The sequence below is a fragment of the Methylobacterium sp. JK268 genome, assembly GCF_054052225.1.
In genome coordinates this window covers 102,875-123,963 of record NZ_JBSVZN010000003.1, presented here as the reverse complement: position 1 = coordinate 123,963, position 21,089 = coordinate 102,875, and the positions used below count along the sequence as shown (strand labels likewise).

The following is a 21,089-nucleotide window of genomic DNA, read 5'->3' as shown; positions in this document are numbered from 1 at the left end:
TCCAGCGCGCCGCCGCGGCCGCCGGGTCACGCCGCCTGCTTGGCCGGGCGGCCGTAGAAGCGCTCGCCGGTCTCCGCCATGGCGAGGAGGCTCTCCGGCGGAGCGAAGCGGGGACCATGCTTGGCTTCGAGGGAGCGGCACAGCTCCACGAAACGCCGCGCGCCCATCCCGTCGATGAAGGAGAGGACGCCGCCCGTGTAGGGCGCGAAGCCGAAGCCGAGGATCGAGCCGACATCCGCCTCGCGCGGGTCGGTCACCACGCCCTCGCCGTAGACCCGCGCGGCCTCGACCGCCTGGGCCACGAGGAGCCGGTGCTTCAGCTCCTGGAAGTCGACCGCGTCCGGATCCTGGCGTTTGCCCGCGATCTCCGCGAGGCCGGGCCAGAGGCGCTTCGGCCCGCTCTCCGGATAATCGTAGAAGCCCTTGCGGTTCTTGCGCCCGAGCCGGCCCTCGCGCTCGACGAGGGCGGTGAGGATGCGCTCCTGATCGGCGTTCACGGCCGCCTCGCCGACCTGCGCCTTGGTGGCCTTGAGGATCTTGAGGCCGAGATCGACGCCGACCTCGTCGTTGAGGGAGAGGGGGCCGACCGGCATGCCGGCCTGCCGCCCGGCATTCTCGATCATCGCGGCCGGCACGCCCTCGGCCAGCATCAGGTGGCCCTCCAGGATGTAGGCGCCGACGCAGCGGTTGGCGAAGAAGCCGCGCGCGTCGTTGACCACGATCGGCGTCTTCTTGATCGCCCGCACGTAGTCGAGGGCGGTCGCGAGCGCCCGCTCGCCGGTCTCCTTGCCCATGATGATCTCGACGAGCAACATCTTCTCGACCGGCGAGAAGAAGTGGATGCCGATGAACTGATCGGGACGCGACGAGGTCTTGGCGAGGCCGCTGATCGGAAGGGTCGAGGTGTTCGAGGCGAAGATCGTCTCGGGACGGATCGCGGCCTCGACCTTGGCGATGACCTCGGCCTTGACCTTCGGATCCTCGAACACCGCCTCGATCACGAGGTCGCACGCGGCGAGGGCGGCGTAATCCGTGGTGGCGGTGATGCGGGCGAGCAGCGCGTCGCGGTCCGCGGTCTTGGCGCGGCCCTTCATGATCTGGTCGGAGACGAGCTTGTGCGAGTAGGCCTTGCCCTTCTCCGCCGCCTCGGCGCTCTGGTCGATCAGCACGACCTCGAGGCCGGCATTCGCCGACACGTAGGCGATGCCCGCTCCCATGAAGCCCGCCCCGACGACGCCCACCCGCTTCAGGCTCACCGGCCCGACCGAGGCCGGACGGCGGGCGCCCTTGTTCAGTTCGCCCATCGAGACGAAGAGCGAGCGGATCATCGCCGCGGCTTCCGGCGAGCGCAGGATCTTGGCGAAGTAGCGGCTCTCGACCTTGAGCGCGAGATCCATCGGCAGCTGCAGTCCCTCGTAGACGGATTGCAGGATCGCCTTCGCGGCCGGATAGTTGTCGTGCGTCTCGCGGCGGTAGATGGCGTTGGCGGGCGGCCAGGTCATCATCCCGGCCGGTGAGTAGACCTTGCCCGACGGCGCCTTGAACTTGGGCTGATCCCAGGGGGCGACGGCCGAGCCGCCGTTGCGGATCCAGGCCTTGGCCTCGTCGACGATCGCCTCGCGCTTGGCCACGGCCTGGACGAGGCCCATGTTGCGGGCCATCAGCGGCCGGATTTGGTCGCCCTTGAACAGCATCTGCAGGGCGTCGCCGGTCTGCATCAGCCGAGCGACGCGCTGGGTCCCGCCGGCGCCCGGGAAGAGCCCGACCTTGATCTCGGGCAGCCCGACCCGGGTCTTGTCGTCGTCCGACAGGACCCGGTGGTGGCAGGCGAGGGCGAGTTCGAAGGCGCCCCCGAGGCAGGTGCCGTGCACCGCCGCCGCGAAGGGCTTGCCGCAGGTCTCGAGCTTGCGGAAGAGCAGGGACAGGCGCCGGGTCTCGTCGAAGAAGAAGCGCATCGCCTCCTCCTCGCCGCGCTCCTTGGTGAGCCGCGCATACTCGGCGCCCACCTGCTGGAGTATGGTCAGGTCGGCGCCGCCCGAGAAGGCCTCCTTGCCCGAGGTGATCACGCAGCCCTTGATCGCGGCATCGCCCGCGACCGCGTCGATGATCCGGTCGAGTTCCGCCATCACCTCGGGGGTGATGACGTTCATCGAGCGGCCGGGGCTGTCCCAGGTCGCGAGCGCGATGCCGTCGGAATCGGTCTCGAAGCGGAAATGCGTGAGGTCCATCGGGGCGTCCTCTCTTGGTCCGGGGCCTCCCGCGCCGGGCGCGGGAGGCACCCCGGTCAGGGCTTCTGCGGGGCCGGGGCGGCACCCGGCTGTTGAGGCTGCTGCTGCGACAGGGTCGCGAGCGTCAGCATGTTCATCATCCGGGTCACCGCATCCTTGGTGATGCTGGAGACCAGGGAGTTCGGGTCGGCGTTGAGGGCCTGGAACTTCTGGTAGACCGGGTCGTCGTAGATCTTGGCGAGCTGCTTCAGCTCGTCGTCGCTGAACTTCTGGGCGTATTCCTTCGACAGATCGTCGAGGAGCTTGGCGCGCTCCTGCTCGAAGCCCTTGTCGAGGTCGGGCCGCATCGTGTCGGCCTGCTCCTTGGTGACCGAGGCCAGCGTGCGCTCCTCGGCCTGCCGGAAGGCGAGGCCGAGATTCCTGACCACCGTGCGCTCGACGATGGTGCGGGCGAGCGCGACGCGGTCGTCGGCGCGAGCCGCCGGAGCGGCCAGGGCCAGCGCGAGGGCGAGGAGGGGAAGGGACTTCGTCATGAGCGTTTCCTGATCGGGGCCTTGCGTGGCCGCGGACCGAAGGCCCGGCCCGCGCGCCAGCGTCAAGCACCTCCTTCGGACAGGGGCCGCGCAAAGCGTCACCCGCCCTGCGGCACGATTGTCCGGAGAAGAGTGAGGCGCCTCTCCCCTCTCCCGAGTGGGAGAGGGGCCGGGGGTGAGGGTGGCTCGGCCTCAGCAAGAAGACTGGGCCGTGCCGCTGGCAGCTCGACGGTTCATAGTTCGTGGTGAGACCTAGCCACCCTCACCCCTACCCCTCTCCCACGCGGGAGAGGGGATCCCGCGCCATTCTGGGATCTTCGTAAGCTACTGTTAGAAAACGTTTTTGTCGTCGACGAGCGCGCTTTCGTCGAATGTGTGGATCTCCTCCGGACGGGCGTGCCGCTGTGGGGGAGGGGTCACGCCGCTCGGCGCCTCACACCCGCTCGATGATCGTTGCGGTGCCCATGCCGGCGCCGATGCAGAGCGTGACCAGCGCCGTCGTCTTGCCGGTCCGCTCCAACTCGTCGAGCACGGTGCCCAGGATCATCGCGCCGGTGGCGCCGAGCGGGTGGCCCATCGCGATGGCGCCGCCATTCACGTTCACCTTGGCCGGATCGAGGTCGAAGGCCTGCTGGAAGCGCAGCACCACCGAGGCGAAGGCCTCGTTGATCTCGATCAGGTCGATGTCGGCGAGGCTCATGCCGGCGCGCTTGAGCACCTTGCGGGTCACGTCGACCGGCCCGGTGAGCATGAGCGCCGGGTCCGAGCCGATATTGGCGAAGGCCCGGATGCGCGCCCGCGGCTTGAGGCCCGCCGCCGACCCGACCTCCTGCGAGCCGATCAGCACGGCAGCGGCGCCGTCGACGATGCCGGAGGAATTGCCCGGGTGGTGGACATGGTCGAGGGCCTCGACGTCCGGATGGGCGGCGATCGCCACCGCCTCGAAGCCGCCCATCTGGGCCATCTGGGCGAAGGAGGGCTTGAGGGCGCCCAGCGTCTGCATGTCGGTGCCCGGCCGCATATGCTCGTCGCGGTCGAGGATCGTGAGCCCGTTGACGTCCTTGACCGGAACGACGGCCTTGGCGAAGCGGCCCTCGTCCCAGGAGCGGGCGGCCCGCTTCTGCGATTCCACCGCGTAGGCGTCGCAGGCATCGCGGGAGAAGCCGTACTTGGTGGCGATCAGGTCGGCCGAGACGCCCTGCGGCATGAAGTAGGACTTCACCGCGATGGCGGGATCGACCGGCCACGCGCCGCCCGAGGCGCCGAGCCCGATGCGGCTCATCGACTCGACGCCGCCCCCGACCGTCAAGTCGTGCTGGCCGCTCATCACCTGGGCGGCGGCGAAGTTCACGGCGTCGAGGCCGGAGGCGCAGAAGCGGTTGATCTGCACGCCCGGCACGTGGTCCCCGTAATCGGCCACGAGGGCGGCCGCGCGGGCGATGTCGCCGCCCGCCTCGCCGACCGGGTCGACGCAGCCGAGCACCACATCGTCGACCGCGGCCTTGTCGAGGCCGTTGCGGTCCTTGAGCGCGCGCAAAGCCGTCTCGGCGAGGCGAAGCGCCGTGACCTCGTGCAGCGAACCGTCGGTCTTGCCGCGGCCGCGCGGGGTGCGGACGTGGTCGTAGATATAGGCGTCGGGCATGGCGTTTCTTCCCGGGAGAGGGCGGGCCGCGCGGGATGGGGCCGCGCGGCGGAGGACAGGGCGGGCCGGCGGGCAGCCCGCTCAGATGGGATCGGCTTCGAGCCGGACGATGCGCGTCTCGCGGCCGTCGAGGCGATCTTCGATCGCGCCGAAGCGGGCCTCGCCGCGGCTTTCCAGGCGATCCGCGCGTTGCTCAAGCCGGTCGACCGAAGCGCGGATCGCGCCCAGGTGCTCCAGAACCAGGGTCTCGGGTTCGGCCATCGCGGCGCTCCGGGCTTGCTCCAGGCTAGAACATCTCCGCCGGCACCGCCATGACGGTGTCCGCGCCGGCCGAGATGCGGGCGAGGCGGGTGCCGGTCTCGGGCAGGAGTCGCTCCATGTAGAAGCGGCCGGTGGCGAGCTTGGCCTCCATCCGGGCCGCGTCGCCGTTGCCTTCGGCCTTGCGGGCGGAGGCCGCCTTGGCGATCCGGCCCCACATGTAGCCCATCGCCACGAGGCCCAGCAGGTGCATGTAGTCGGTGGCGGCCGCGCCCGCATTGTCGGGCCTGGCCATGGCGTTCTGCATCAGCCACATCGTGGCCTTCTGGAGGTCGCCCACCGACTTGGCGAGGGGGCCGGTGAAGGTCTTGAGGGTCTCGTCGGCGCCGTTCTCCTTGCAGAAGGTCTCGACCTCCTGGAGGAACCGCATCATCGCCCGGCCGCCGTCGCGCGGCAGCTTGCGGCCGACGAGGTCCATGGCCTGGATGCCGTTGGCGCCCTCGTAGATCTGGGCGATGCGGGCGTCGCGCACGAACTGCGACATCCCCCATTCCTCGATGTAGCCGTGCCCTCCGAACATCTGCTGGGCGTCGACCGCATTGGCGAAGCCGCGGTCGGTGAGGACACCCTTCACCACCGGAGTCATCAGGCCCATGTGGTCGTCGGCGGCCTGCCGCTCCGCCGGGTCGCCGGAGCGGTGCGCCACGTCCGCCTGCAGGGCGGTCCAGAGCACGAGGGCGCGGCCGGCCTCGTTTAAGGCCCGGATCGTGAGCAGCGTGCGGCGCACGTCCGGGTGGACGATGATCGGGTCGGCGGGCTTCTCGGGCGCCTTCGGCCCGGTGAGCGCACGGCCCTGCAGCCGGTCCTTCGCGTAGGCGACGGCGTTCTGGTAGGCGACCTCGGACAGGGCGAGCCCCTGGATGCCGACCGCCAGCCGCGCCTCGTTCATCATCACGAACATGGCGTTGAGGCCGCGATTGGCCTCGCCGACGAGCCAGCCCGTCGCGCCGTCGTAGTTCATCACGCAGGTGGCGTTGGCGTGGATGCCCATCTTGTGCTCGATCGAGCCGCAGGACACCCCGTTGCGCGCGCCGAGGGAGCCGTCCGCGTTGACCAGCACCTTCGGCACCACGAAGAGCGAGATGCCCTTCGTGCCCGCCGGCGCGCCCTCGATCCGGGCCAGCACCAGGTGGACGATGTTCTCCGACAGGTCGTGCTCGCCGGCCGAGATGAAGATCTTGGTGCCGGTGATCGCGTAGGAGCCGTCCGGGTTCGGCACGGCGCGGGTCTTCAGCAGCCCGAGATCCGTGCCGCAATGCGGCTCGGTGAGGTTCATGGTGCCGGTCCACACCCCCTCGATCATCTTCGGGAGGTAGGTCCGCTTCTGCTCCTCCGAGCCGTGCACCAGCAGGGCCGCCATCGCACCCTGGGTCAGCCCCGGATACATCCCGAAGGCGATGTTGGCCGAGGAGATGAATTCCTGGATCACGCTGTTGATCGTGGCGGGCAGGCCCTGGCCGCCGAACGCGACGGGCATCGACAGCCCGTTCCAGCCGCCGCTCGCGAACGCCTCGTAGGCCGCCTTGAAGCCCTTCGGGGTGGTGACGCGGCCGTCCGGATGACGGGTGCAGCCCTCCGCGTCGCCGGGAAGGTTGAGGGGCGTCAGCACCTCCTCGCAGAGCTTCGCGCCCTCGGCCAGGATCGCCTCGACCACGTCCGGCGTCGCGTCCGAGAAGCCCGGCAGGTTGCTGTAGCGCTCGTACCCGAATACGTCGTTGAGGAGGAACAGGACGTCCTCCACGGGCGCCTTGTAGCTCGGCATGGCCCCTCGTCTCCCTCGATCCCTCCACGGCTGTGCCGCCGCGAGATGGTTCACATGTAAACTATCTCGAGGCCGGGGGAAAGGGGGGAGGGGGTGTGGACGGTGGGGAAGGGGGTTCCCTCTGGGACAGGGGCCCGCCATTCACGTCCGCCGCGATGGGACCGCCATGGCAAGCGGCCCGGTGCCCGGGATGCCGAATCGGGGAATCCATCGCGCGTGCGGGCTTCTTCATTCACGCTTCTCGAGACGAGGCGCAAAATTCTCCACCGGCGGCACAGCTGTCCAGAGAAAACGCGAAGCACTTCTCCCCTCTCCCGAGTGGGAGAGGGGATCCCGCGCGAGCTGATATGGCGTAGTTTTCTGTTGAAATGGCACTTTTAAGAAACCAAAGCTCCCGAAAAGTAGCCTCTGATTTCCTCAGACAGCAGCGCGCGTGCGAGGCAGAGGGGATCGCGCATCAACAACGAAGAGCGAATTGGCTAGTCGACACCGAGCAGTCGACGGCAGAATGACTTCATTTGTGATGACCGGTGGCACTGGCGGCAAAATAGTAATTTTTCTCTGATATTGCCGGATAAATAGCTAAACGATCCATTTGCCGCATGAATAATCCTCTTCGATCGCAGGACAACCGCAAGAGACCCTGCGTCATCGGCGCCCGATCCTTCGCCCCACCTCGCGTGGTAAGCGAACCCCACGCCGGCCCGTTCATGACCCCGAGAGCCGTCCCGTGACCCCTGCCATCGTCTGCACCGCCGACCGCCGCGACCTTGCCGAGATCACCGGGCGATGGCGCTGGCAGGAATTCTTCGGCAAGCGCGGCCGGTCCCTCGACGAGGTGCTGGCGGCGGAGAGGGCGGGCGCGGCGGCCCCACCGCCGATGCCGCGCGTGCTCGTCCTCCTCGACAGCGGCACGCCGGTCGGCATGGCGGCACTGGCCGCCCGCGATCTCGATCAGCGGCCCGACCTCACCCCCTGGCTCGCGGGCGTCTACGTCGTGCCCGAGGCGCGCCGCCAGGGCCATGCGGGCCGCCTCGTCGCGGCGGTCGAAGCGCGCGCGAGGGAGGCCGGGTTCTCCACGCTATGGCTCTACACCCGGACCGCGGAGCGCATCTATGCCAGGGCCGAGTGGATCACGGTCGAGAGCGTCCGGAGCCACGGCAAGGACTACGTGCTGATGCGGCGCGACCTGCCCGCCGCGCCCTGAGCCGCATTCATGAATGGGCGGGATGGTCGTGGTGCTCGGGCAGCGTGAGCCCGAAATGCCGAACCAGATCCTGCACCTGCGCGGGCGTCAGATGGCGCGGGTTGAGGTTGCGCAGGAGCAGGTAGAGCTTGGCGGTCTCCTCCAGCTCCTCGGTGGCGAAGACCGCCGCTTCCAGCGTCTCGCCCGCCACCACCGGCCCGTGATTGGCGAGCAGCACCGAGGAATAGGCCCCCGCGAGGCCCCGGATGGCATCGGCCACCGCCGGATCGCCCGGGCGGTAATAGGGCACCAGGGCCACCGCGCCCGCCCGCATCAGGCTGTAGGCGGTGAGCGGCGGCAGCACGGCCCGCGGGTCGATTTCCGGAAGCATCGAGACCGCCACCGCGTGGGTCGAGTGCAGGTGCACGATGGCGCGGGCGCCGCCGCGCGACTCGTAGAGCGCCCCGTGCAGCGGGATCTCCTTCGTCGGGGGGTCGCCCGAGAGCAGGCGGCCGTCCCGGTCGAGGCGGGAGATCCGCGCCGGATCGAGGAAGCCGAGCGAGGCGTTGGTCGGCGTGACCAGCCAGCCGCCGTCGTCGAGCCGCAGCGAGATGTTGCCCGACGAGCCCGGCGTCAGCCCGCGCTCGAACAGCGAGCGGCCGAAGCGGCAGATCGACTCCCGAAACCCGCTCTCGCTCATCGCGCTCCCTTCCTCACGCCGTCGCCCCGACGATCAGTTCGAACCCGAGATCGACCACGGTCGCGGGCGCGTCCGCGCAGAGGAGGCGCGCGGCGGTCGCGCCCGCCTCCACGCGCGGCGTGCGGATCGTGGTCAGCGGCTGCGGCATCAGCCGCCCGACATCGAGCCCGTTATAGCCGAACAGGGCGAGGCGGTCCGGCACCGTCAGCCCCGCCGCGAGGCAGTGGAAGTAGCCCCCGAGCGCCATGTCGTCGTTGGAGAAGTACACCGCCTCGCAGTCCGGCGCCCGCGCGAGCAGCGCCGAGAGGCCGTGCCGCCCCGCCTCCACGGAGGACGGCGCGGTGATCCGCTCCTCCGCGTGGAGCGCGAGCCCCGCCTCGCCGAGGGCCGTGCGGAACCCCGCGTAGCGCTTGCCCGCGCGCCGGTCCCGGTCGAGATCGTGGCCGAGATAGCCGATGCGCCGATAGCCCCGCGCCACGAGGTAGCGGGCGCTGGCCTCGCCCGCCGCGCGGTTCGAGTAGCCGACCACGATGTCGATCCCGGCGCCGTCCACGTCGAGGAGCTCCGCCACCCGCACGCCGCTGGCGGCGAGCCGCCGCAGGGTCCCGGGCGTGTGCTCGAGCCCGGTCACGAGCAGGCCGGCCGGACGCCAGCTGAGCAGCGAGGCGACGAGATCCTCCTCGCGGTCGTCGTCGTAATCCGTCACAGCGATGACCGATTGGAACCCCTCGGCGTCGAGAGCGCCCGTCGCCCCGCGCAGGACGTCCGGGAACACGATGTTGGTGAGCGACGGGATCACGATCCCGATCAGGCGCGACCCGGTCGAGGCGAGGGTGCCGGCGATCCTGTTCGGCACGTAGCCGAGGCGCGCCACAGCCGCCTCGACCTGGGCGCGGGTGCGCTCCGAGAAGGAGCCGTGGCTGCGCAGCACCCGCGAGACCGTGCTCTCCCCGACCCGCGCCTCGCGGGCCACGTCGGCCAGCGTCACGGCCCGGCGCGGGATCGCGTCGCGGCCCGGCGGGGCCGCCGCGGGCCCGTCGGGCCCGTCGACATCCTGCATGGTTCCTCCCCGCCCGGGACGGCGTCGAAGGCCCCCCTTCCGCCAGCCGGTCCGCTACGATGTCACGACTTCAGGTCCCGCTCAACGCGGCGGCGCGTGTTCCGCAACCGCAGATTGGCAGCGCTGCCAGAGCTTGTTATGCCTTGGCCGACCGGTGCGGACGATGGTGGGGTTCGACCTCGCGGGCCGTCGTGCCAGAGTGCAGCAAGCGTCGCGTCTCGGGGACCCGTCCCCGGGGTGAGACGGCGCCACAGGGAGGGAATGCCGCGATGACCGCAGGGTCTGTCCGTGCCGCCGTGATCGGCCTGGGCTCCATGGGCTACGGCATGGCGCAGTCGCTGCGTCGCGCCGGCCTCGACGTGGCGGGTTTCGACCTCGACGGCGAGCGCGTCTCCCGCCTCGCGGCCGAGGGGGGACGGAGTGCCGCGAGCCCGGCGGAGGCCGCCGCGGGGGCGCAGGTTGTCGTCTGCGTCGTCGTGAACGCCGCCCAGACGGAAGGCGTGCTGTTCGGCGAGGGCGGCGTCGCGGCGGCGATGCCGGAGGGCGGCGTCTTCGTCTCCTGCGCCACGATGGACCCGGACGTGGCGCGGCGCCTCGCGGCCCGCCTGGAAGCGCAGGGGCGGCACTATCTCGATGCGCCGATCAGCGGCGGCGCCCAGCGCGCCGCGGAAGGCGCCCTGACGATCCTGGCCTCCGGCAGCGCCGAGGCCTTCGCCCGGGCGCGGCCGGCCCTCGACGCCATGGCGGCCACCCTCTACGAACTCGGCGACGCGGCCGGGCAGGGCGCCGCCTTCAAGATGATCAACCAGCTGCTGGCCGGCGTGCACATCGCCGCGGCGAGCGAGGCCATGGCCTTCGCGGCCCGGCAGGGGCTCGACCTGAACAAGGTCTACGAGGTCATCACCGCCTCGGCGGGCAATTCCTGGATGTTCGAGAACCGCATGCCGCGGGTCCTCACCGGCGATTACGCGCCGCGCAGTGCGGTCGAGATTTTCGTGAAGGATCTCGGCATCGTGCAGGACATGGCGCGGGCGCAGCGCTTCCCGGTCCCGGTGGCCGCGGCCGCCCTGCAGATGTTCCTGATGACCTCCGCAGCCGGCATGGGGCGCGACGACGATTCCTCGGTGGCCCGCCTCTATGCCCGGGTCACCGGCACCGCGCTGCCCTGACGCGCCGCGCACGGGAGGAGACCATGCCGCGCTTCGCCGCCAACCTCACGCTGATGTTCACCGAACATCCTTTCCTCGACCGCTTCGCCGCGGCGGCCGGGGCGGGCTTCACGGCCGTGGAGTTCCTTTTCCCCTACGACCACCCGCCCGAGGCGATCGGTGAGCGCCTGCGCCGCCACGGCCTCACCCAGGCCCTGTTCAACCTGCCGCCCGGGGACTGGGCCGCAGGCGAGCGCGGGCTGGCGGCCCTGCCCGACCGCTTCGCGGAGCTCAAGGCGGGGGTCGAGACCGCGCTCGCCTACGCGGCGCAGACCGGGGTGCGCCGCCTCCACCTGATGGCCGGCATGGCGGACCGGGCGGACCCGGCGGCGCGGGAGGCCTACCGGCGCGCCGTCGCCTGGACCGTCGAGCGCCTCGCCCGCGAGGGCCTCGACGTCGTGCTGGAGCCGATCAACGCCCGCAACATGCCGGGCTACTTCCTGAACGATTTCGGCTACGCGGCGGACCTGATCCGCGACCTCGCGCTCCCGAACCTCAAGCTCCAGTTCGACCTCTACCACTGCCAGATCCTGCACGGCGACGTGACCACGCGGCTGCGCGCCCTGATGCCGCTCGTCGGCCACGTGCAGACCGCGAGCGTGCCCGACCGCCACGAGCCCGGCACCGGCGAGATGAACGACGCCTTCCTGTTCGCAGAACTCGATCGCCTCGGCTACGACGGCTTCGTCGGATGCGAGTACAACCCCAAGGCCGGGACCGAGGCGGGTCTCGGCTGGTTCGCGCCCTACCGGGGAGCCCAGCCATGACCCTCTCCCTCGGCTGCGTGGCCGACGACTACACGGGCGCGTCCGACCTCGCGAACACGCTGACCCGGGCCGGCCTGCGCACGGTCCAGACCATCGGAGTGCCGGATCCCGGTCTCGCCCTGCCGGATGTCGACGCGGTGGTGGTCGCGCTCAAGAGCCGCTCGATCGCCGCCGACGAGGCGGTGGCGCGCTCCCGCGAGGCCGAGCGCTGGCTGCGCGCCCGCGGCGCCGGCCACGTGATGTTCAAGGTTTGCTCGACCTTCGATTCCACCGACGCGGGGAATATCGGCCCGGTCACCGACGCGCTGCGCGCCGATGCCGATGCGGGGATCGTCCTCGTCACGCCGGCCTTCCCGGAGACGGGCCGCACGGTCTACCAGGGCCACCTCTTCGTCGGCGCCGTCCCGCTGCACGAGAGCCCGCTCAAGGACCACCCGCTCAACCCGATGCGGGATTCGAACCTCGTGCGGGTCCTCGCCCGGCAGAGCCGCGCGCCGGTCGGCCTCGTCGACCTCGCCACCGTGGCGGCGGGGCCGGAAGCGGTCCGCGCGCGCCTCGCCGTCCTCGCGGCCGAGGGCAAGGGGGCGGCGATCGCCGATGCGGTGTTCGAGGCCGACCTCACCACCCTCGGGGAGGCCTGCCTCGCCGATCCGGTCTCGACCGGCGCCTCGGGCCTCGGGCTCGGCCTCGCGCGGGCGCTGGTCGCGAGCGGGCGCGTCCCGGCGACCGCCGCCGATGCGGCGCGCGGCGAGCCGGTCGGGGGACCGGCCGCCTGCCTCGCGGGCAGCTGCTCGCAGGCGACCCTCGCCCAGATCGCCGCCGCCGAAGCGGTGATGCCGGTGCGCCGCCTCGACGCCGAGCGGCTGATGGCGGGCGACGACGAGGTCGAGGCGGCCCTCGCTTGGGCCGGCCAGCGCCTCGCCGCCGGCCCCGTCCTGATTGCGTCGAGCGCCGGCCCGGAAGCGGTCGCCGCGCTCCAGGCCCGCCACGGGCGGGAGGCGGCCGGGCACGCCATCGAGACGGCGATGGCTCGCATCGCGGAGGGCCTGGTGCTCCGCGGGGGCCTGCGCCGCCTCGTCGTCGCGGGCGGCGAGACCTCCGGCGCCGTGGTCGACGCGCTCGGCATCACGGCCTTCCGCGTCGGACCCGAGATCGCGCCCGGCGTCCCGGTGCTCGACACGGTCGACCGGCCGATGCGGCTCGCCCTGAAATCCGGGAATTTCGGCGGGCGGGACTTCTTCTCCGACGCGCTGAAGCTGATGCCGTAAGCGGATCTCTAGCGTCGCCGCGGGCCGCGATGTCCACCTTCTGCTCGGACAGTTCCACCCGTGATGCGATGGTACCCCATCGCACTGGATCCCGCTGATTGGGAGCCAACATATCTCCTCATGCTAAGGTGCCGCCGCCGGCGGCCTCGAAGCACCCCTGAACACCCAGTCCGAGGCGCCATCCTCTTGGACGAACCTTCAGGGGTGCTCCGAGGCTGGCTGCGCCAGCACCTCCGCATGAGGAGGTTGCAAGCTCCAAGGCCGTCCGGCTACCCGCCGGCGTAGCGGAACGGCTCCGCCCGCGCGGCGTCGTAGACGCATTCCCCGGCGACCCAGGTCGCCCGCACGGCGCGCTCGTCGCCGAGCGTCATCAGCACGAACATCAACTCCTCGATGCTCTCGCAGCGCGCCGTCCGGAAGGCGAGGAAGGGGGTCGCGTCGAGGGCGAGCACGCAGAGGTCCGCGTCGTGACCCGGCGCGATCCCGCCGATCCGGTCGTCGAGGTGAAGGGCCGCGGCGCCGCCCAGCGTCGCGAGGTAGAAGGCCCGCAGCGAGTCGAGCGGGGTCCCCCGCAGGGCCGCCACCTTGTAGGCCTCGCCGAGCGTGCGCAGGGCCGAGAAGCTCGTCCCGGCGCCGAGATCGGTGCCGATCCCGACCCGGACCGGGCGGCGCGGATCGAGGGCGTCGAACAGCCGAAACAGGCCGGAGCCGAGGAACAGGTTTGAGGTCGGGCAATGGGCCAGGGCCGCGCCGGTGGCGTGGCAGGTGCAGAACTCCGCCTCGCTCACGTGGATGCCGTGGCCGAACACCGCGCGGGGCCGCACGAGCCCGGCCTGCGCGTAGACGTCGAGGTAGCTCGCCCGGCCCGGGAACAGGTCGAGCACCCAGGCGACCTCGGCGGGGCTCTCGCTGAGATGGGTCTGCAGGAAGAGGCTGTCGTCCTGGCGCAGGAGCGCGCCGGCCGCCTCGAGCTGCGCCGGGCTGCAGCTTCCCGCGTAGCGCGGCGTGACGGCGTAATGCTGGCGGCCGCTTCCGTGCCAGCGCCGGATCAGCGCCAGGCTCTCCGCGTAGCCGCGCTCGGGCGTGTCGCGCAGATCCTCCGGGGCGTGCGTATCCATCAGGACCTTCCCGGCGATCATGCGGGTGTTGAACCGCGCCGATTCGGCGAAGAAGGCCTCGACCGAGTGCGGATGCACCGTGCAGTAGACCGCGGCCGTGGTCGTGCCGGCCCGCAGGATCTCGCGCAGGAAGACCCGGGCCGCGGTAGCCGCGTGGGCCGGGTCCGCGAAGCGGCGCTCCTCCGGGAAGGTGTAGCGGTCGAGCCAGGCGAGGAGCTGCTCGCCGTAGGCGCCGACCATGCCGATCTGCGGGTAATGCACGTGCGTGTCCACGAAGCCCGCGCTGATCAGCGCGTTCTCGTAGTGCACGGGCGTCACGCCGGGCGGCACCAGGGCCGGGTCGTAGGCGCTCACCGACCGGATCCGCCCCTGCGCGATCAGGATCAGCGCGTCCGGGTGATGCACGAAGCAGTCGCGCGGCGCGGCGAGGAAGGGGTTGCCGGAGAAGCTGACCGCCTGCCCGCGGACCGCCGTAACCGCACCGTCAGTGTCCACCGCCCACCTCCACGACTTTGAACAGGAACAGGGCCGCGATGCCCCAGACGATCGGCTTCACCTCGCGGCCGCGCCCGGTGAGCAGCTTCAGCGCCGCGTAGGTGAGGAAGCCGAAGGACACGCCGTTGGCGATCGAAGAGGTGAAGGGCATCAGGAGCGCGGTGACGCAGGCCGGAATCACCTCGGTGATGTCGTCCCAGTCGAGGTCGACGAGATCCCGCAGCATCAGGCAGGCGACGTAGAACAGGGCCGGCGCCGTCGCGTAGGGCGGTACCGCGCCGGCGAGCGGCGCGAAGAACAGGCAGGCCAGGAACAGGACGGCCACGGTCACCGCGGTGAGGCCTGTCCGACCGCCCTCGGCGACGCCGGTCGCGCTCTCGAGGTAGGCCGTGGTGCTCGACGTGCCGAGGAGGGAGCCGAGGAAGATCGCGAAGCTGTCGGCGACGAGCGCCCGGTCGAGGCGCGCCATGCGTCCCGCGGTGAGGAGGCCCGCCCGGCTCGCCACGCCCATCAGCGTGCCGGTGGCGTCGAACAACTCGACGAGGAACAGCACCAGTACGATGTTGAGGAGCCCGCCCGCCAGTGCCCCCCGCAAATCGAGGGCGAACAGCGTCGGGGCCATCGAGGGCGGCAGCGACACCAAGCCCTGATAGGTGTTCCCGGCAAGGTGGAAGCTGAGGACGGTCACAACCAGGATGCTGATCAGCAACGCCCCCTTCACCTCCCGCACCGACAGCACCGCCACGGCGAGGAAGCCGAGCATCGCCAGGACGGTGCCCGGCCGGTGCAGGTCGCCGAGGGTCACGAAGGTCGCCGGACTCGCCGCGACCACGCCGGCGTTGCGAAGCGCGATGAGGGCCAGGAACAGCCCGATCCCGACCGTGATGGCGATCCGCATCGCGCGGGGGATGCCCTCGACGATGAGGCGGCGCAGGCCGGTGAGCGTCACGACGAGGAAGCAAACCCCCGAGATGAACACCGCCCCGAGCGCCGCCTGCCAGGTGAAGCCCATCTGCAGCACGACGACGTAGGCGAAATAGGCGTTGAGGCCCATGCCGGGGGCGAGCGCGATCGGGTAATTGGCGAAGAGCCCCATGATCAGCGAGCCGATCGCTGCTACCAGGCAGGTCGCCACGAATACGGCGCCCTTGGGCATGCCGGCATCGCCCAGGATGCTTGGGTTGATGAAGACGATGTAGGCCATCGTCAGGAAGGTGGTGAGCCCGGCGAGGAGTTCGGTGCGCGGATCGGTGCCGTGCTCCCGCAACGCGAACAGGCGCTCCAGGAGGCAGGGCGCCGTGATGTCTGAGTCGCGCTTCGCGTCCATCCGTTCCTCACACCCACACCGATTGGCCCCGGCTTCACGAGTCGCACCGTGACGTCCGCCAAGGGAGGAGTATCCCTCTTGGTCATCTCTCCCTGTTTTCGGACGAATGCAGCGCCGGCGGAAGGAGATCCGGACAAGGGGAGTGCGTCATGATGAAGGGGTCGAACCGCTCATTTCCGGGTCTACGGCTCTGTCCCACCGCGGAGAGAGGATCCCGTCCGCTGCGCCGCCATCACCTCCCGGTAGATCCGGTCCGGGGCGAAGGGCGTGCGCGTAAGGCGCGCCCCCGTCGCATCGCGGATCGCATTGCCGAGCGCCGCCGCCACCGGGTTGAACGGGCTCTCGCTCATCGACTTGGCGCCGAGCGGCCCGATCCGGTCATGCGTGTCGGCGAACAGCACCTCGGTCCGGGGAACGTCCGCGACGGCCGGGATGTGGTAGCTGCGGAAGCTCGGCGTCGCGACGCGCCCCGCCTCGTCGATCCGCACCTCCTCGTAGAGCGCGGCCCCGATCGCCTGCGCGACGCCGCCCTCGATCTGGCCGCGGCACTGCATCGGGTTGATCACCCGGCCGGCATCGGCCGCGTGGACGCTGCGCAGGATCCGCACCTCGCCGCTGCGCGGATGCACGGCCACCCGGAAGGCCTGGACGTTGAAAGCGACCGAGCGCGGCGTGCCGTCCGCGCGGCCGACCGCGTCGAGGGGGGCCAGCGCCGCGAGGGGCACGGGTCCGGCGGGCGTGGCGACGGCGTCGCCCGCGAGGCGGCAGGCGGCGGGGCCGCAGGAGACGCGGGCCGCGGCCGCCCCGCGGATCGCCTCCGCCAGCGCCTCGGCGGCGCGCAGGGTCGCCTGACCCGCCACCACGGTGCCGGTGCTGCCGTAGGCGCCGGTATCGTGGCTCACCGCGTCGGTGTCGGCCTGCCGCAGGCTCACCCGGTCGGGCGCGATGCCGAGCACCGAGGCCGCGATCTGGGCGTGCACGGTCGAGGTCCCGTTGCCGAACTCGGCGGTGCCGACCGCGAGGGTGAAACGGCCGTCCGGCGCGAGCGACAGGCGCGCCTCGGCGAAGTGCCCGCGGGGCGGGATGGTGTCGATCATCGCCAGCGCCATGCCCTCGCCGGTGAGCCAGTCGGGCCCGGGAGCCTCCGCGCCGCCGGGCGCGCGCATGGCCTCCCGCGCGAGGTCGAGGCACTGGTCGAGGCCGTGGGAGCCGTACTCCACGTCGTGCGGCTCCAGGCTCGTCGAGACCAGGGGGTCGCCCGGCCGCACCGCGTTGAGCCGGCGCAGGTCGTAGGGGTCCAGTCCGAGGTCCCGGGCGAGATCGTCCATGGCGGATTCGACCGCGAAGATCGTCTGGCTGAGGCCGTAGCCCCGGAAGGCGCCGGCCGGCACCGTGTGCGTGTAGACCGCGCGCCCGTCCACCCGCTTGTTCGGGCAGCGATAGACCGCGATGACCTCGTTGCAGCCGTGGTGCAGCACCCCGCCCGCGTGGTTGGCGTAGGCGCCCGTCTCGGAGAGGACGTCGAGGGCGATGGCGGTGAGCGTCCCGTCGCGCCGGGCGCCGAGCTTGACCCGCACGCGCATCGGGTGGCGGGTCGTCGCCCCGATGAATTGCTCGGAGCGGGTGAATTCCCACTTCACCGGCCGGCCGAGGCGCAGGACCGCCAGCGCGACGAGGTCCTCGGTCAGCATCTCCTGCTTGCCGCCGAACCCGCCGCCGACGCGCCCGCAGGCGACCCGGACGCTCTCGGGATCGAGGTCGAAGAGGGCGCAGAGCGCATCGCGGGTCAGGAAGGGCACCTGGCTGCTGGTGCGGATCACGAGCCGGCCCGCCTCGTCGAGCCAGCCCACCGCCCCGTGCGTCTCCAGATGGGCGTGCTGGAGGCGCTGCGAGCGATAGACACCCTCGACGACGTGATCCGCCTCCGCGAAGCCCGCCTCGACGTCGCCGATCCGGCCGTGCACCTCCGCCGCGAGGTTGGGATGGGCGCCGAGGGGCGGTGCGTCCGCGCCCGGCGGGTCCCCCGCGTCGTGGACGCGCGGCGCGTCGGGATCGAGGGCGCGCTCCGCGTCGAGCAGGGCCGGGCGCACGGCATACGTGACCGCGAGGGCCCGCACGCCGGCCTGCGCGGCGGCCTCGCTCTCCGCCACCACGGCCGCCACCCGCTGCCCGACGAAGCGCAGGACGCGGTCGAGCATCAGGGTGTCCGGCGCGTCGTCCCGCGGGTCCTGGTGCCGGCCCGTGGAGTAGCGCCGCCGGGGCACGTCCGCGTGCGTGAACACCGCCACCACGCCCGGCACCGCCAGGGCGGCCGCCCGGTCGATGCCCAGCACCTCCGCGTGGGCGTGGGGCGAGCGCAGCACCGCGAGGTGCAGGACCCCGTCGCGCGCAAGGTCGAAGGTGAAGCGCTCCCGCCCGCTCACCAGGGCCGGGCCGGCCAGCGCCGGGATGCTGCGCCCGCAGGGATCGCCCGCGCTCTCCGACTCCGCGTGCGCGATCCCGGACTCCGCGTGCGCGATGCCGGCGATCGCGTCCGCGATCGCCCGGTAGCCGGTGCAGCGGCAGAGATTGCCCTTCAGCGCCGCGCCGAGGTCGCGCTTCTGGCCCTGGTCGAGGGCGGCGGCGGTCATCACCATGCCGGGCGTGCAGAAGCCGCACTGGAAACCCTGCGCGGCGAGGAACGCCGCCTGCATCGGATGGAGCACGTCCGGGACCGGATCACCCGGCGCGCAGGCGCCGGCGAGCCCCTCGATGGTGGTGACGCTGCGTCCCTCGGCGCGCAGGGCCGGCACGAGGCAGGAATGCACCGGCTCGCCGTCGAGATGGACCGTGCAGGCGCCGCAATCGCCCGCGTCGCAGCCCTTCTTGACCCCGAACCAGCCGAGGTCGCGCAGGAGCGTGCGCAGGCACTGGCCGGAGCGGGGCTCGGCCTCCTGCGCGCGGCCGTTGACGGTGAGGATCATGCGCCTGCCTCGCCGGCGAGTTCGGCCCGGATCTCCTCCGCGAGAAGATGGGTGACGTGGCGCCGCCAGTCCGGCGCGCCGTGCACGTCGTCGTAGTAGAGCGCGTCCGGGATCGTCCCGGCGAGGGCCTCCCGCAGCGAAGCGGCGTCCGGCAGGTCCGGGAAGGGCAGGCGGACGGGCCGGCGCGTCGCGGCGGTGACCGTCAGGACGAAGGACCCACCCGCGTCGCGCGTGCCGATGAGAAGCGCGCCCGAGCGGCCATTCGGGCTGAGCGAGATCCGCCGGAACGCGCTTCTCCGGGCCAGGGCGGCGGCGGGCAGATCGATGCGGCGCAGCACCTCGCCCGGCTCGAGCGCCGTGTCCTGCGGCCCGCGGACGAAATCCGCGACCGGCATCCGCCGCTCGCCGCAATCCGGCCGCCAGATCAGGCAGGTCCCGTCGAGGGCAGCGGCCAGCGCGATCATCGGCCCGGCCGGCAGCGCCAGGCACAGGTTTCCGCCGACCGTCGCCATGGTCCAGATCTTGAACGAGCCGAGCAGCGCCCGGCAGCACTGGCCGATGAGCGGAGCGGCGCGCCAGGACGGCGGACAGGCGACCCGATCGAGTTCCGCGATGGTGCAGGTCGCGGCGATCCGCAGCCCCGCGGCGTCCGCCTCCACCGGCACCCAGCCGAGCCGCGTCAGGTCCTGCAACCGGGCGGTCCCGGGTTGCGGCTCGGAGAACAGCCAGGTTCCCCCCGCCAGCCACGCGTCGCCCGGCCGCCAGCCCGCCAGATCCTCGCGCGTGCGCGGCGCGAGATGGGCTGTGATCGTGGTGAGGTCCATCCCGTCCCCGGTTCTTCCCCTGCGCCGACCCTTTGCGCCGAGGCCCGACGCAAGATTCCTTCCAGCGCGACCGCAATCCCGGGAATAAATCCGGGCGCCCGCCGGTCTGGACGGGGGAGGGCGCTGGACGCCCCCGAACCCCGAGGACCGGACCATGGCGCAGAACCGCGAGCCTGACGAGGCGGGAGTGGACGCGGACGGGATCGACCGGCGCGGCTTCCTGGAATGCATGACCTGGGCGGGCACCGGCCTCGTCTGGACCCTCACCGGCGGCCTGCCGCGGGCGGCCGGACTCGCGGCGGCGCGGGCGGCGGAGGGCGCGCCGGGGCTCACCTTCCTGCAGATCAGCGACAGCCATATCGGCTTCGACAAGGCCGCCAATCCCGACGCCCGGGAGACCCTGCGGGCGGCGGTGGCGCGGATCCGGGCGCTGCCGGAGAAGCCCGCCTTCATCCTGCACACGGGCGACATCAGCCACCTGTCGCGCGAGGCGGAGTTCGACGATGCCGACCAGATCCTGCGCGAGACCGGCCTGCCGGTCCTGTTCGTGCCCGGCGAGCACGACCTCATCGACGAGGGCCGCGGCCGGGCCTATCTGGCCCGCTACGGCCGCAAAGCCAGGGGCGCGGGCTGGTCGAGCTTCGACCAGGGCGGCGTCCACTTCGTCGGCCTCGTCAACGCCCTCGATCTCAGGGCCGGCGGCCTCGGGCAGCTGGGGGCGGAGCAGCTCGCCTGGCTCGAATCCGATCTCGCCGGCCTGTCCTCCTCGACCCCGATCGTGGTCTTCGCCCATATCCCGCTCTGGAGCGTCTACCCGGACTGGGGCTGGGGCACGGAGGACGGCGCCCGGGCGCTCGGCCTGATGCGCCGCTTCGGCTCGGTGACGGTGCTCAACGGGCACATCCACCAGGTGATGCAGAAGGTCGAGGGCACCGTCGCCTTCCACACCGCCCGCTCCACGGCCTTCCCGCAGCCGGCACCGGGCACCGCCCCGTCGCCCGGCCCGATGAAGGTGCCGGCGGGGGAGCTGCGCCGCCATCTCGGGATCGCGAGCGTCTCCTTCGTGGCAACGGGCACGCCGCTCGCCATCGTCGACACGCCGCTCGCGGGCTGAGGGAGGACGCGATGGACCGGCCTCCGGCCCCGACGCGGCGCGCCGTTCTGCGCGCCGCCGCCGCCCTGCCGCTCCTCGCCCGCGAGTCGGGCGTGCACGCCGCCGCCGCGTCGGTGAGCATCGACAATTTCGCGTTCTCGCCCGCGCTCCTGACGGTGGCCCCCGGCACCACCGTGACCTGGACCAACCGGGACGACATCCCGCACACCGTGGTGGCGGAGGATCTCTCCTTCCGCTCGAAGCCCCTCGACACGGACGACAGCTTCGCGTCGACCTTTCCCACGGCGGGCCGCTACCGGTACTTCTGTTCGCTCCACCCCCACATGGTGGGCGTGATCGAGGTCCGGGACGGCGCCCCGTCGCCCCCGGCCGGCGCGCCGGCGGAGGAGGTCCGATGACCTACGATCCCTGCGACCACGCCGCGTCCTGGGCCGACCTCGCCGGCGCCCTCGTCCTGCTCGCGGCCGTACTGCTGGGGCTCGCGGCGATGCCCATGACCGCGCCGGCCCCGCTCCTGCCCGGCGGGCCGATCTGCGGCCCCCCCGCGGCCCTGATGGCGCAGCGGGGACCCTGACG

Annotated in this window: 19 protein-coding genes; 7 read left to right on the top strand and 12 right to left on the bottom strand. The window is 71.9% G+C overall.

Annotation, left to right across the window (positions count from 1 at the left end):
* Positions 1-26: 26 nt before the first annotated feature.
* From ACW9J6_RS04475 to ACW9J6_RS04450, 6 genes are all read right to left on the bottom strand, one after another.
* Positions 27-2,228: a 3-hydroxyacyl-CoA dehydrogenase NAD-binding domain-containing protein gene (locus tag ACW9J6_RS04475; RefSeq protein WP_457115238.1), complete on the bottom strand. Its 2,202-nt coding sequence runs from the start codon at positions 2,226-2,228 to the stop codon at positions 27-29.
* A 56-nt stretch (positions 2,229-2,284) separates the two neighbouring features.
* A complete protein-coding gene (locus tag ACW9J6_RS04470; protein ID WP_457115237.1) occupies positions 2,285-2,761 on the bottom strand; it encodes a hypothetical protein in 477 nt (158 codons plus the stop codon).
* 433 nt (positions 2,762-3,194) lie between these two features.
* Positions 3,195-4,403 carry an acetyl-CoA C-acetyltransferase gene (locus ACW9J6_RS04465; RefSeq protein WP_457115236.1) on the bottom strand — a complete coding sequence of 403 codons (1,209 nt, stop codon included), beginning with the start codon at positions 4,401-4,403 and terminating at the stop codon, positions 3,195-3,197.
* A gap of 81 nt (positions 4,404-4,484) precedes the next feature.
* Positions 4,485-4,664 (bottom strand): hypothetical protein, encoded by a 180-nt coding sequence (locus tag ACW9J6_RS04460; protein ID WP_457115235.1) that lies wholly within the window; start codon positions 4,662-4,664, stop codon positions 4,485-4,487.
* 25 nt (positions 4,665-4,689) lie between these two features.
* A complete protein-coding gene (locus ACW9J6_RS04455) occupies positions 4,690-6,483 on the bottom strand; it encodes an acyl-CoA dehydrogenase C-terminal domain-containing protein (RefSeq protein ID WP_457115234.1) in 1,794 nt (597 codons plus the stop codon).
* Between the two features lie 514 nt (positions 6,484-6,997).
* Positions 6,998-7,135: a hypothetical protein gene (locus tag ACW9J6_RS04450; RefSeq protein WP_457115233.1), complete on the bottom strand. Its 138-nt coding sequence runs from the start codon at positions 7,133-7,135 to the stop codon at positions 6,998-7,000.
* A 78-nt stretch (positions 7,136-7,213) separates the two neighbouring features.
* Here ACW9J6_RS04450 and ACW9J6_RS04445 point away from each other — a divergent pair, with 78 nt between their 5' ends.
* On the top strand, positions 7,214-7,690 hold the full coding sequence (locus ACW9J6_RS04445; protein WP_457115232.1) for a GNAT family N-acetyltransferase: 477 nt from the start codon (positions 7,214-7,216) through the stop codon (positions 7,688-7,690).
* A gap of 7 nt (positions 7,691-7,697) precedes the next feature.
* Here ACW9J6_RS04445 and otnC read toward each other — a convergent pair whose 3' ends face one another.
* Positions 7,698-8,369, bottom strand: coding sequence for a 3-oxo-tetronate 4-phosphate decarboxylase (gene otnC, locus ACW9J6_RS04440; RefSeq protein ID WP_457115231.1), 672 nt, complete (start codon positions 8,367-8,369; stop codon positions 7,698-7,700).
* Positions 8,370-8,382: 13 nt separating this feature from the next.
* Positions 8,383-9,429, bottom strand: coding sequence for a LacI family DNA-binding transcriptional regulator (locus ACW9J6_RS04435; protein ID WP_457115230.1), 1,047 nt, complete (start codon positions 9,427-9,429; stop codon positions 8,383-8,385).
* Between the two features lie 269 nt (positions 9,430-9,698).
* On the opposite strand from ACW9J6_RS04435, the gene ltnD reads away from it, so the two are divergent.
* The 3 genes from ltnD to otnK are packed head-to-tail and all read left to right on the top strand — an operon-like array spanning position 9,699 to position 12,672.
* On the top strand, positions 9,699-10,598 hold the full coding sequence (gene ltnD, locus ACW9J6_RS04430) for an L-threonate dehydrogenase (protein ID WP_457115229.1): 900 nt from the start codon (positions 9,699-9,701) through the stop codon (positions 10,596-10,598).
* Between the two features lie 23 nt (positions 10,599-10,621).
* The gene (otnI, locus tag ACW9J6_RS04425) at positions 10,622-11,404 is read left to right on the top strand and encodes a 2-oxo-tetronate isomerase (protein WP_457115228.1); all 783 of its coding nucleotides are present in this window, start codon (positions 10,622-10,624) and stop codon (positions 11,402-11,404) included.
* A complete protein-coding gene (gene otnK / locus ACW9J6_RS04420) occupies positions 11,401-12,672 on the top strand; it encodes a 3-oxo-tetronate kinase (protein ID WP_457115227.1) in 1,272 nt (423 codons plus the stop codon). Before otnI ends, otnK begins: the two co-directional genes overlap by 4 nt.
* A 269-nt stretch (positions 12,673-12,941) precedes the next feature.
* On the opposite strand, the gene guaD is transcribed toward otnK, so the two are convergent.
* The 4 genes from guaD to ACW9J6_RS04400 all read right to left on the bottom strand — a co-directional run bounded on the left by guaD (position 12,942) and on the right by ACW9J6_RS04400 (position 19,399).
* Entirely contained in the window at positions 12,942-14,285 is a 1,344-nt protein-coding gene (gene guaD / locus ACW9J6_RS04415) for a guanine deaminase (protein WP_457115226.1), read from the bottom strand.
* Entirely contained in the window at positions 14,275-15,612 is a 1,338-nt protein-coding gene (locus ACW9J6_RS04410) for an NCS2 family permease (RefSeq protein WP_457115225.1), read from the bottom strand. The genes guaD and ACW9J6_RS04410 overlap by 11 nt, the downstream gene beginning before the upstream one ends.
* Positions 15,613-15,794: 182 nt before the next feature.
* The gene (locus tag ACW9J6_RS04405; protein WP_457115224.1) at positions 15,795-18,575 is read right to left on the bottom strand and encodes a molybdopterin-dependent oxidoreductase; all 2,781 of its coding nucleotides are present in this window, start codon (positions 18,573-18,575) and stop codon (positions 15,795-15,797) included.
* Complete coding sequence (locus tag ACW9J6_RS04400) at positions 18,572-19,399, bottom strand: FAD binding domain-containing protein (RefSeq protein WP_457115223.1); 828 nt, start codon at positions 19,397-19,399, stop codon at positions 18,572-18,574. The genes ACW9J6_RS04405 and ACW9J6_RS04400 overlap by 4 nt, the downstream gene beginning before the upstream one ends.
* 154 nt (positions 19,400-19,553) lie before the next feature.
* On the opposite strand from ACW9J6_RS04400, the gene ACW9J6_RS04395 reads away from it, so the two are divergent.
* The 3 genes from ACW9J6_RS04395 to ACW9J6_RS04385 are packed head-to-tail and all read left to right on the top strand — an operon-like array spanning position 19,554 to position 21,087.
* Positions 19,554-20,513: a metallophosphoesterase family protein gene (locus ACW9J6_RS04395; RefSeq protein WP_457115222.1), complete on the top strand. Its 960-nt coding sequence runs from the start codon at positions 19,554-19,556 to the stop codon at positions 20,511-20,513.
* An 11-nt stretch (positions 20,514-20,524) separates the two neighbouring features.
* The gene (locus ACW9J6_RS04390; RefSeq protein ID WP_457115221.1) at positions 20,525-20,911 is read left to right on the top strand and encodes a cupredoxin domain-containing protein; all 387 of its coding nucleotides are present in this window, start codon (positions 20,525-20,527) and stop codon (positions 20,909-20,911) included.
* A complete protein-coding gene (locus tag ACW9J6_RS04385) occupies positions 20,908-21,087 on the top strand; it encodes a hypothetical protein (RefSeq protein WP_457115220.1) in 180 nt (59 codons plus the stop codon). The genes ACW9J6_RS04390 and ACW9J6_RS04385 overlap by 4 nt, the downstream gene beginning before the upstream one ends.
* Positions 21,088-21,089: the final 2 nt, after the last annotated feature.

Coding starts and splice junctions, on each gene's coding strand:
- otnI (WP_457115228.1), top strand. CDS start 10,622: ATGCCGCGCTTCGCCGCCAACCTCACGCTGATGTTCACCGAACATCCT.
- ACW9J6_RS04465 (WP_457115236.1), bottom strand. CDS start 4,403: ATGCCCGACGCCTATATCTACGACCACGTCCGCACCCCGCGCGGCCGC.
- ACW9J6_RS04410 (WP_457115225.1), bottom strand. CDS start 15,612: ATGGACGCGAAGCGCGACTCAGACATCACGGCGCCCTGCCTCCTGGAG.
- ltnD (WP_457115229.1), top strand. CDS start 9,699: ATGACCGCAGGGTCTGTCCGTGCCGCCGTGATCGGCCTGGGCTCCATG.
- ACW9J6_RS04395 (WP_457115222.1), top strand. CDS start 19,554: ATGGCGCAGAACCGCGAGCCTGACGAGGCGGGAGTGGACGCGGACGGG.
- ACW9J6_RS04385 (WP_457115220.1), top strand. CDS start 20,908: ATGACCTACGATCCCTGCGACCACGCCGCGTCCTGGGCCGACCTCGCC.
- ACW9J6_RS04390 (WP_457115221.1), top strand. CDS start 20,525: ATGGACCGGCCTCCGGCCCCGACGCGGCGCGCCGTTCTGCGCGCCGCC.
- ACW9J6_RS04460 (WP_457115235.1), bottom strand. CDS start 4,664: ATGGCCGAACCCGAGACCCTGGTTCTGGAGCACCTGGGCGCGATCCGC.
- otnK (WP_457115227.1), top strand. CDS start 11,401: ATGACCCTCTCCCTCGGCTGCGTGGCCGACGACTACACGGGCGCGTCC.
- ACW9J6_RS04450 (WP_457115233.1), bottom strand. CDS start 7,135: ATGACGCAGGGTCTCTTGCGGTTGTCCTGCGATCGAAGAGGATTATTC.
- ACW9J6_RS04475 (WP_457115238.1), bottom strand. CDS start 2,228: ATGGACCTCACGCATTTCCGCTTCGAGACCGATTCCGACGGCATCGCG.
- ACW9J6_RS04400 (WP_457115223.1), bottom strand. CDS start 19,399: ATGGACCTCACCACGATCACAGCCCATCTCGCGCCGCGCACGCGCGAG.
- otnC (WP_457115231.1), bottom strand. CDS start 8,369: ATGAGCGAGAGCGGGTTTCGGGAGTCGATCTGCCGCTTCGGCCGCTCG.
- ACW9J6_RS04455 (WP_457115234.1), bottom strand. CDS start 6,483: ATGCCGAGCTACAAGGCGCCCGTGGAGGACGTCCTGTTCCTCCTCAAC.
- ACW9J6_RS04435 (WP_457115230.1), bottom strand. CDS start 9,429: ATGCAGGATGTCGACGGGCCCGACGGGCCCGCGGCGGCCCCGCCGGGC.
- ACW9J6_RS04405 (WP_457115224.1), bottom strand. CDS start 18,575: ATGATCCTCACCGTCAACGGCCGCGCGCAGGAGGCCGAGCCCCGCTCC.
- ACW9J6_RS04470 (WP_457115237.1), bottom strand. CDS start 2,761: ATGACGAAGTCCCTTCCCCTCCTCGCCCTCGCGCTGGCCCTGGCCGCT.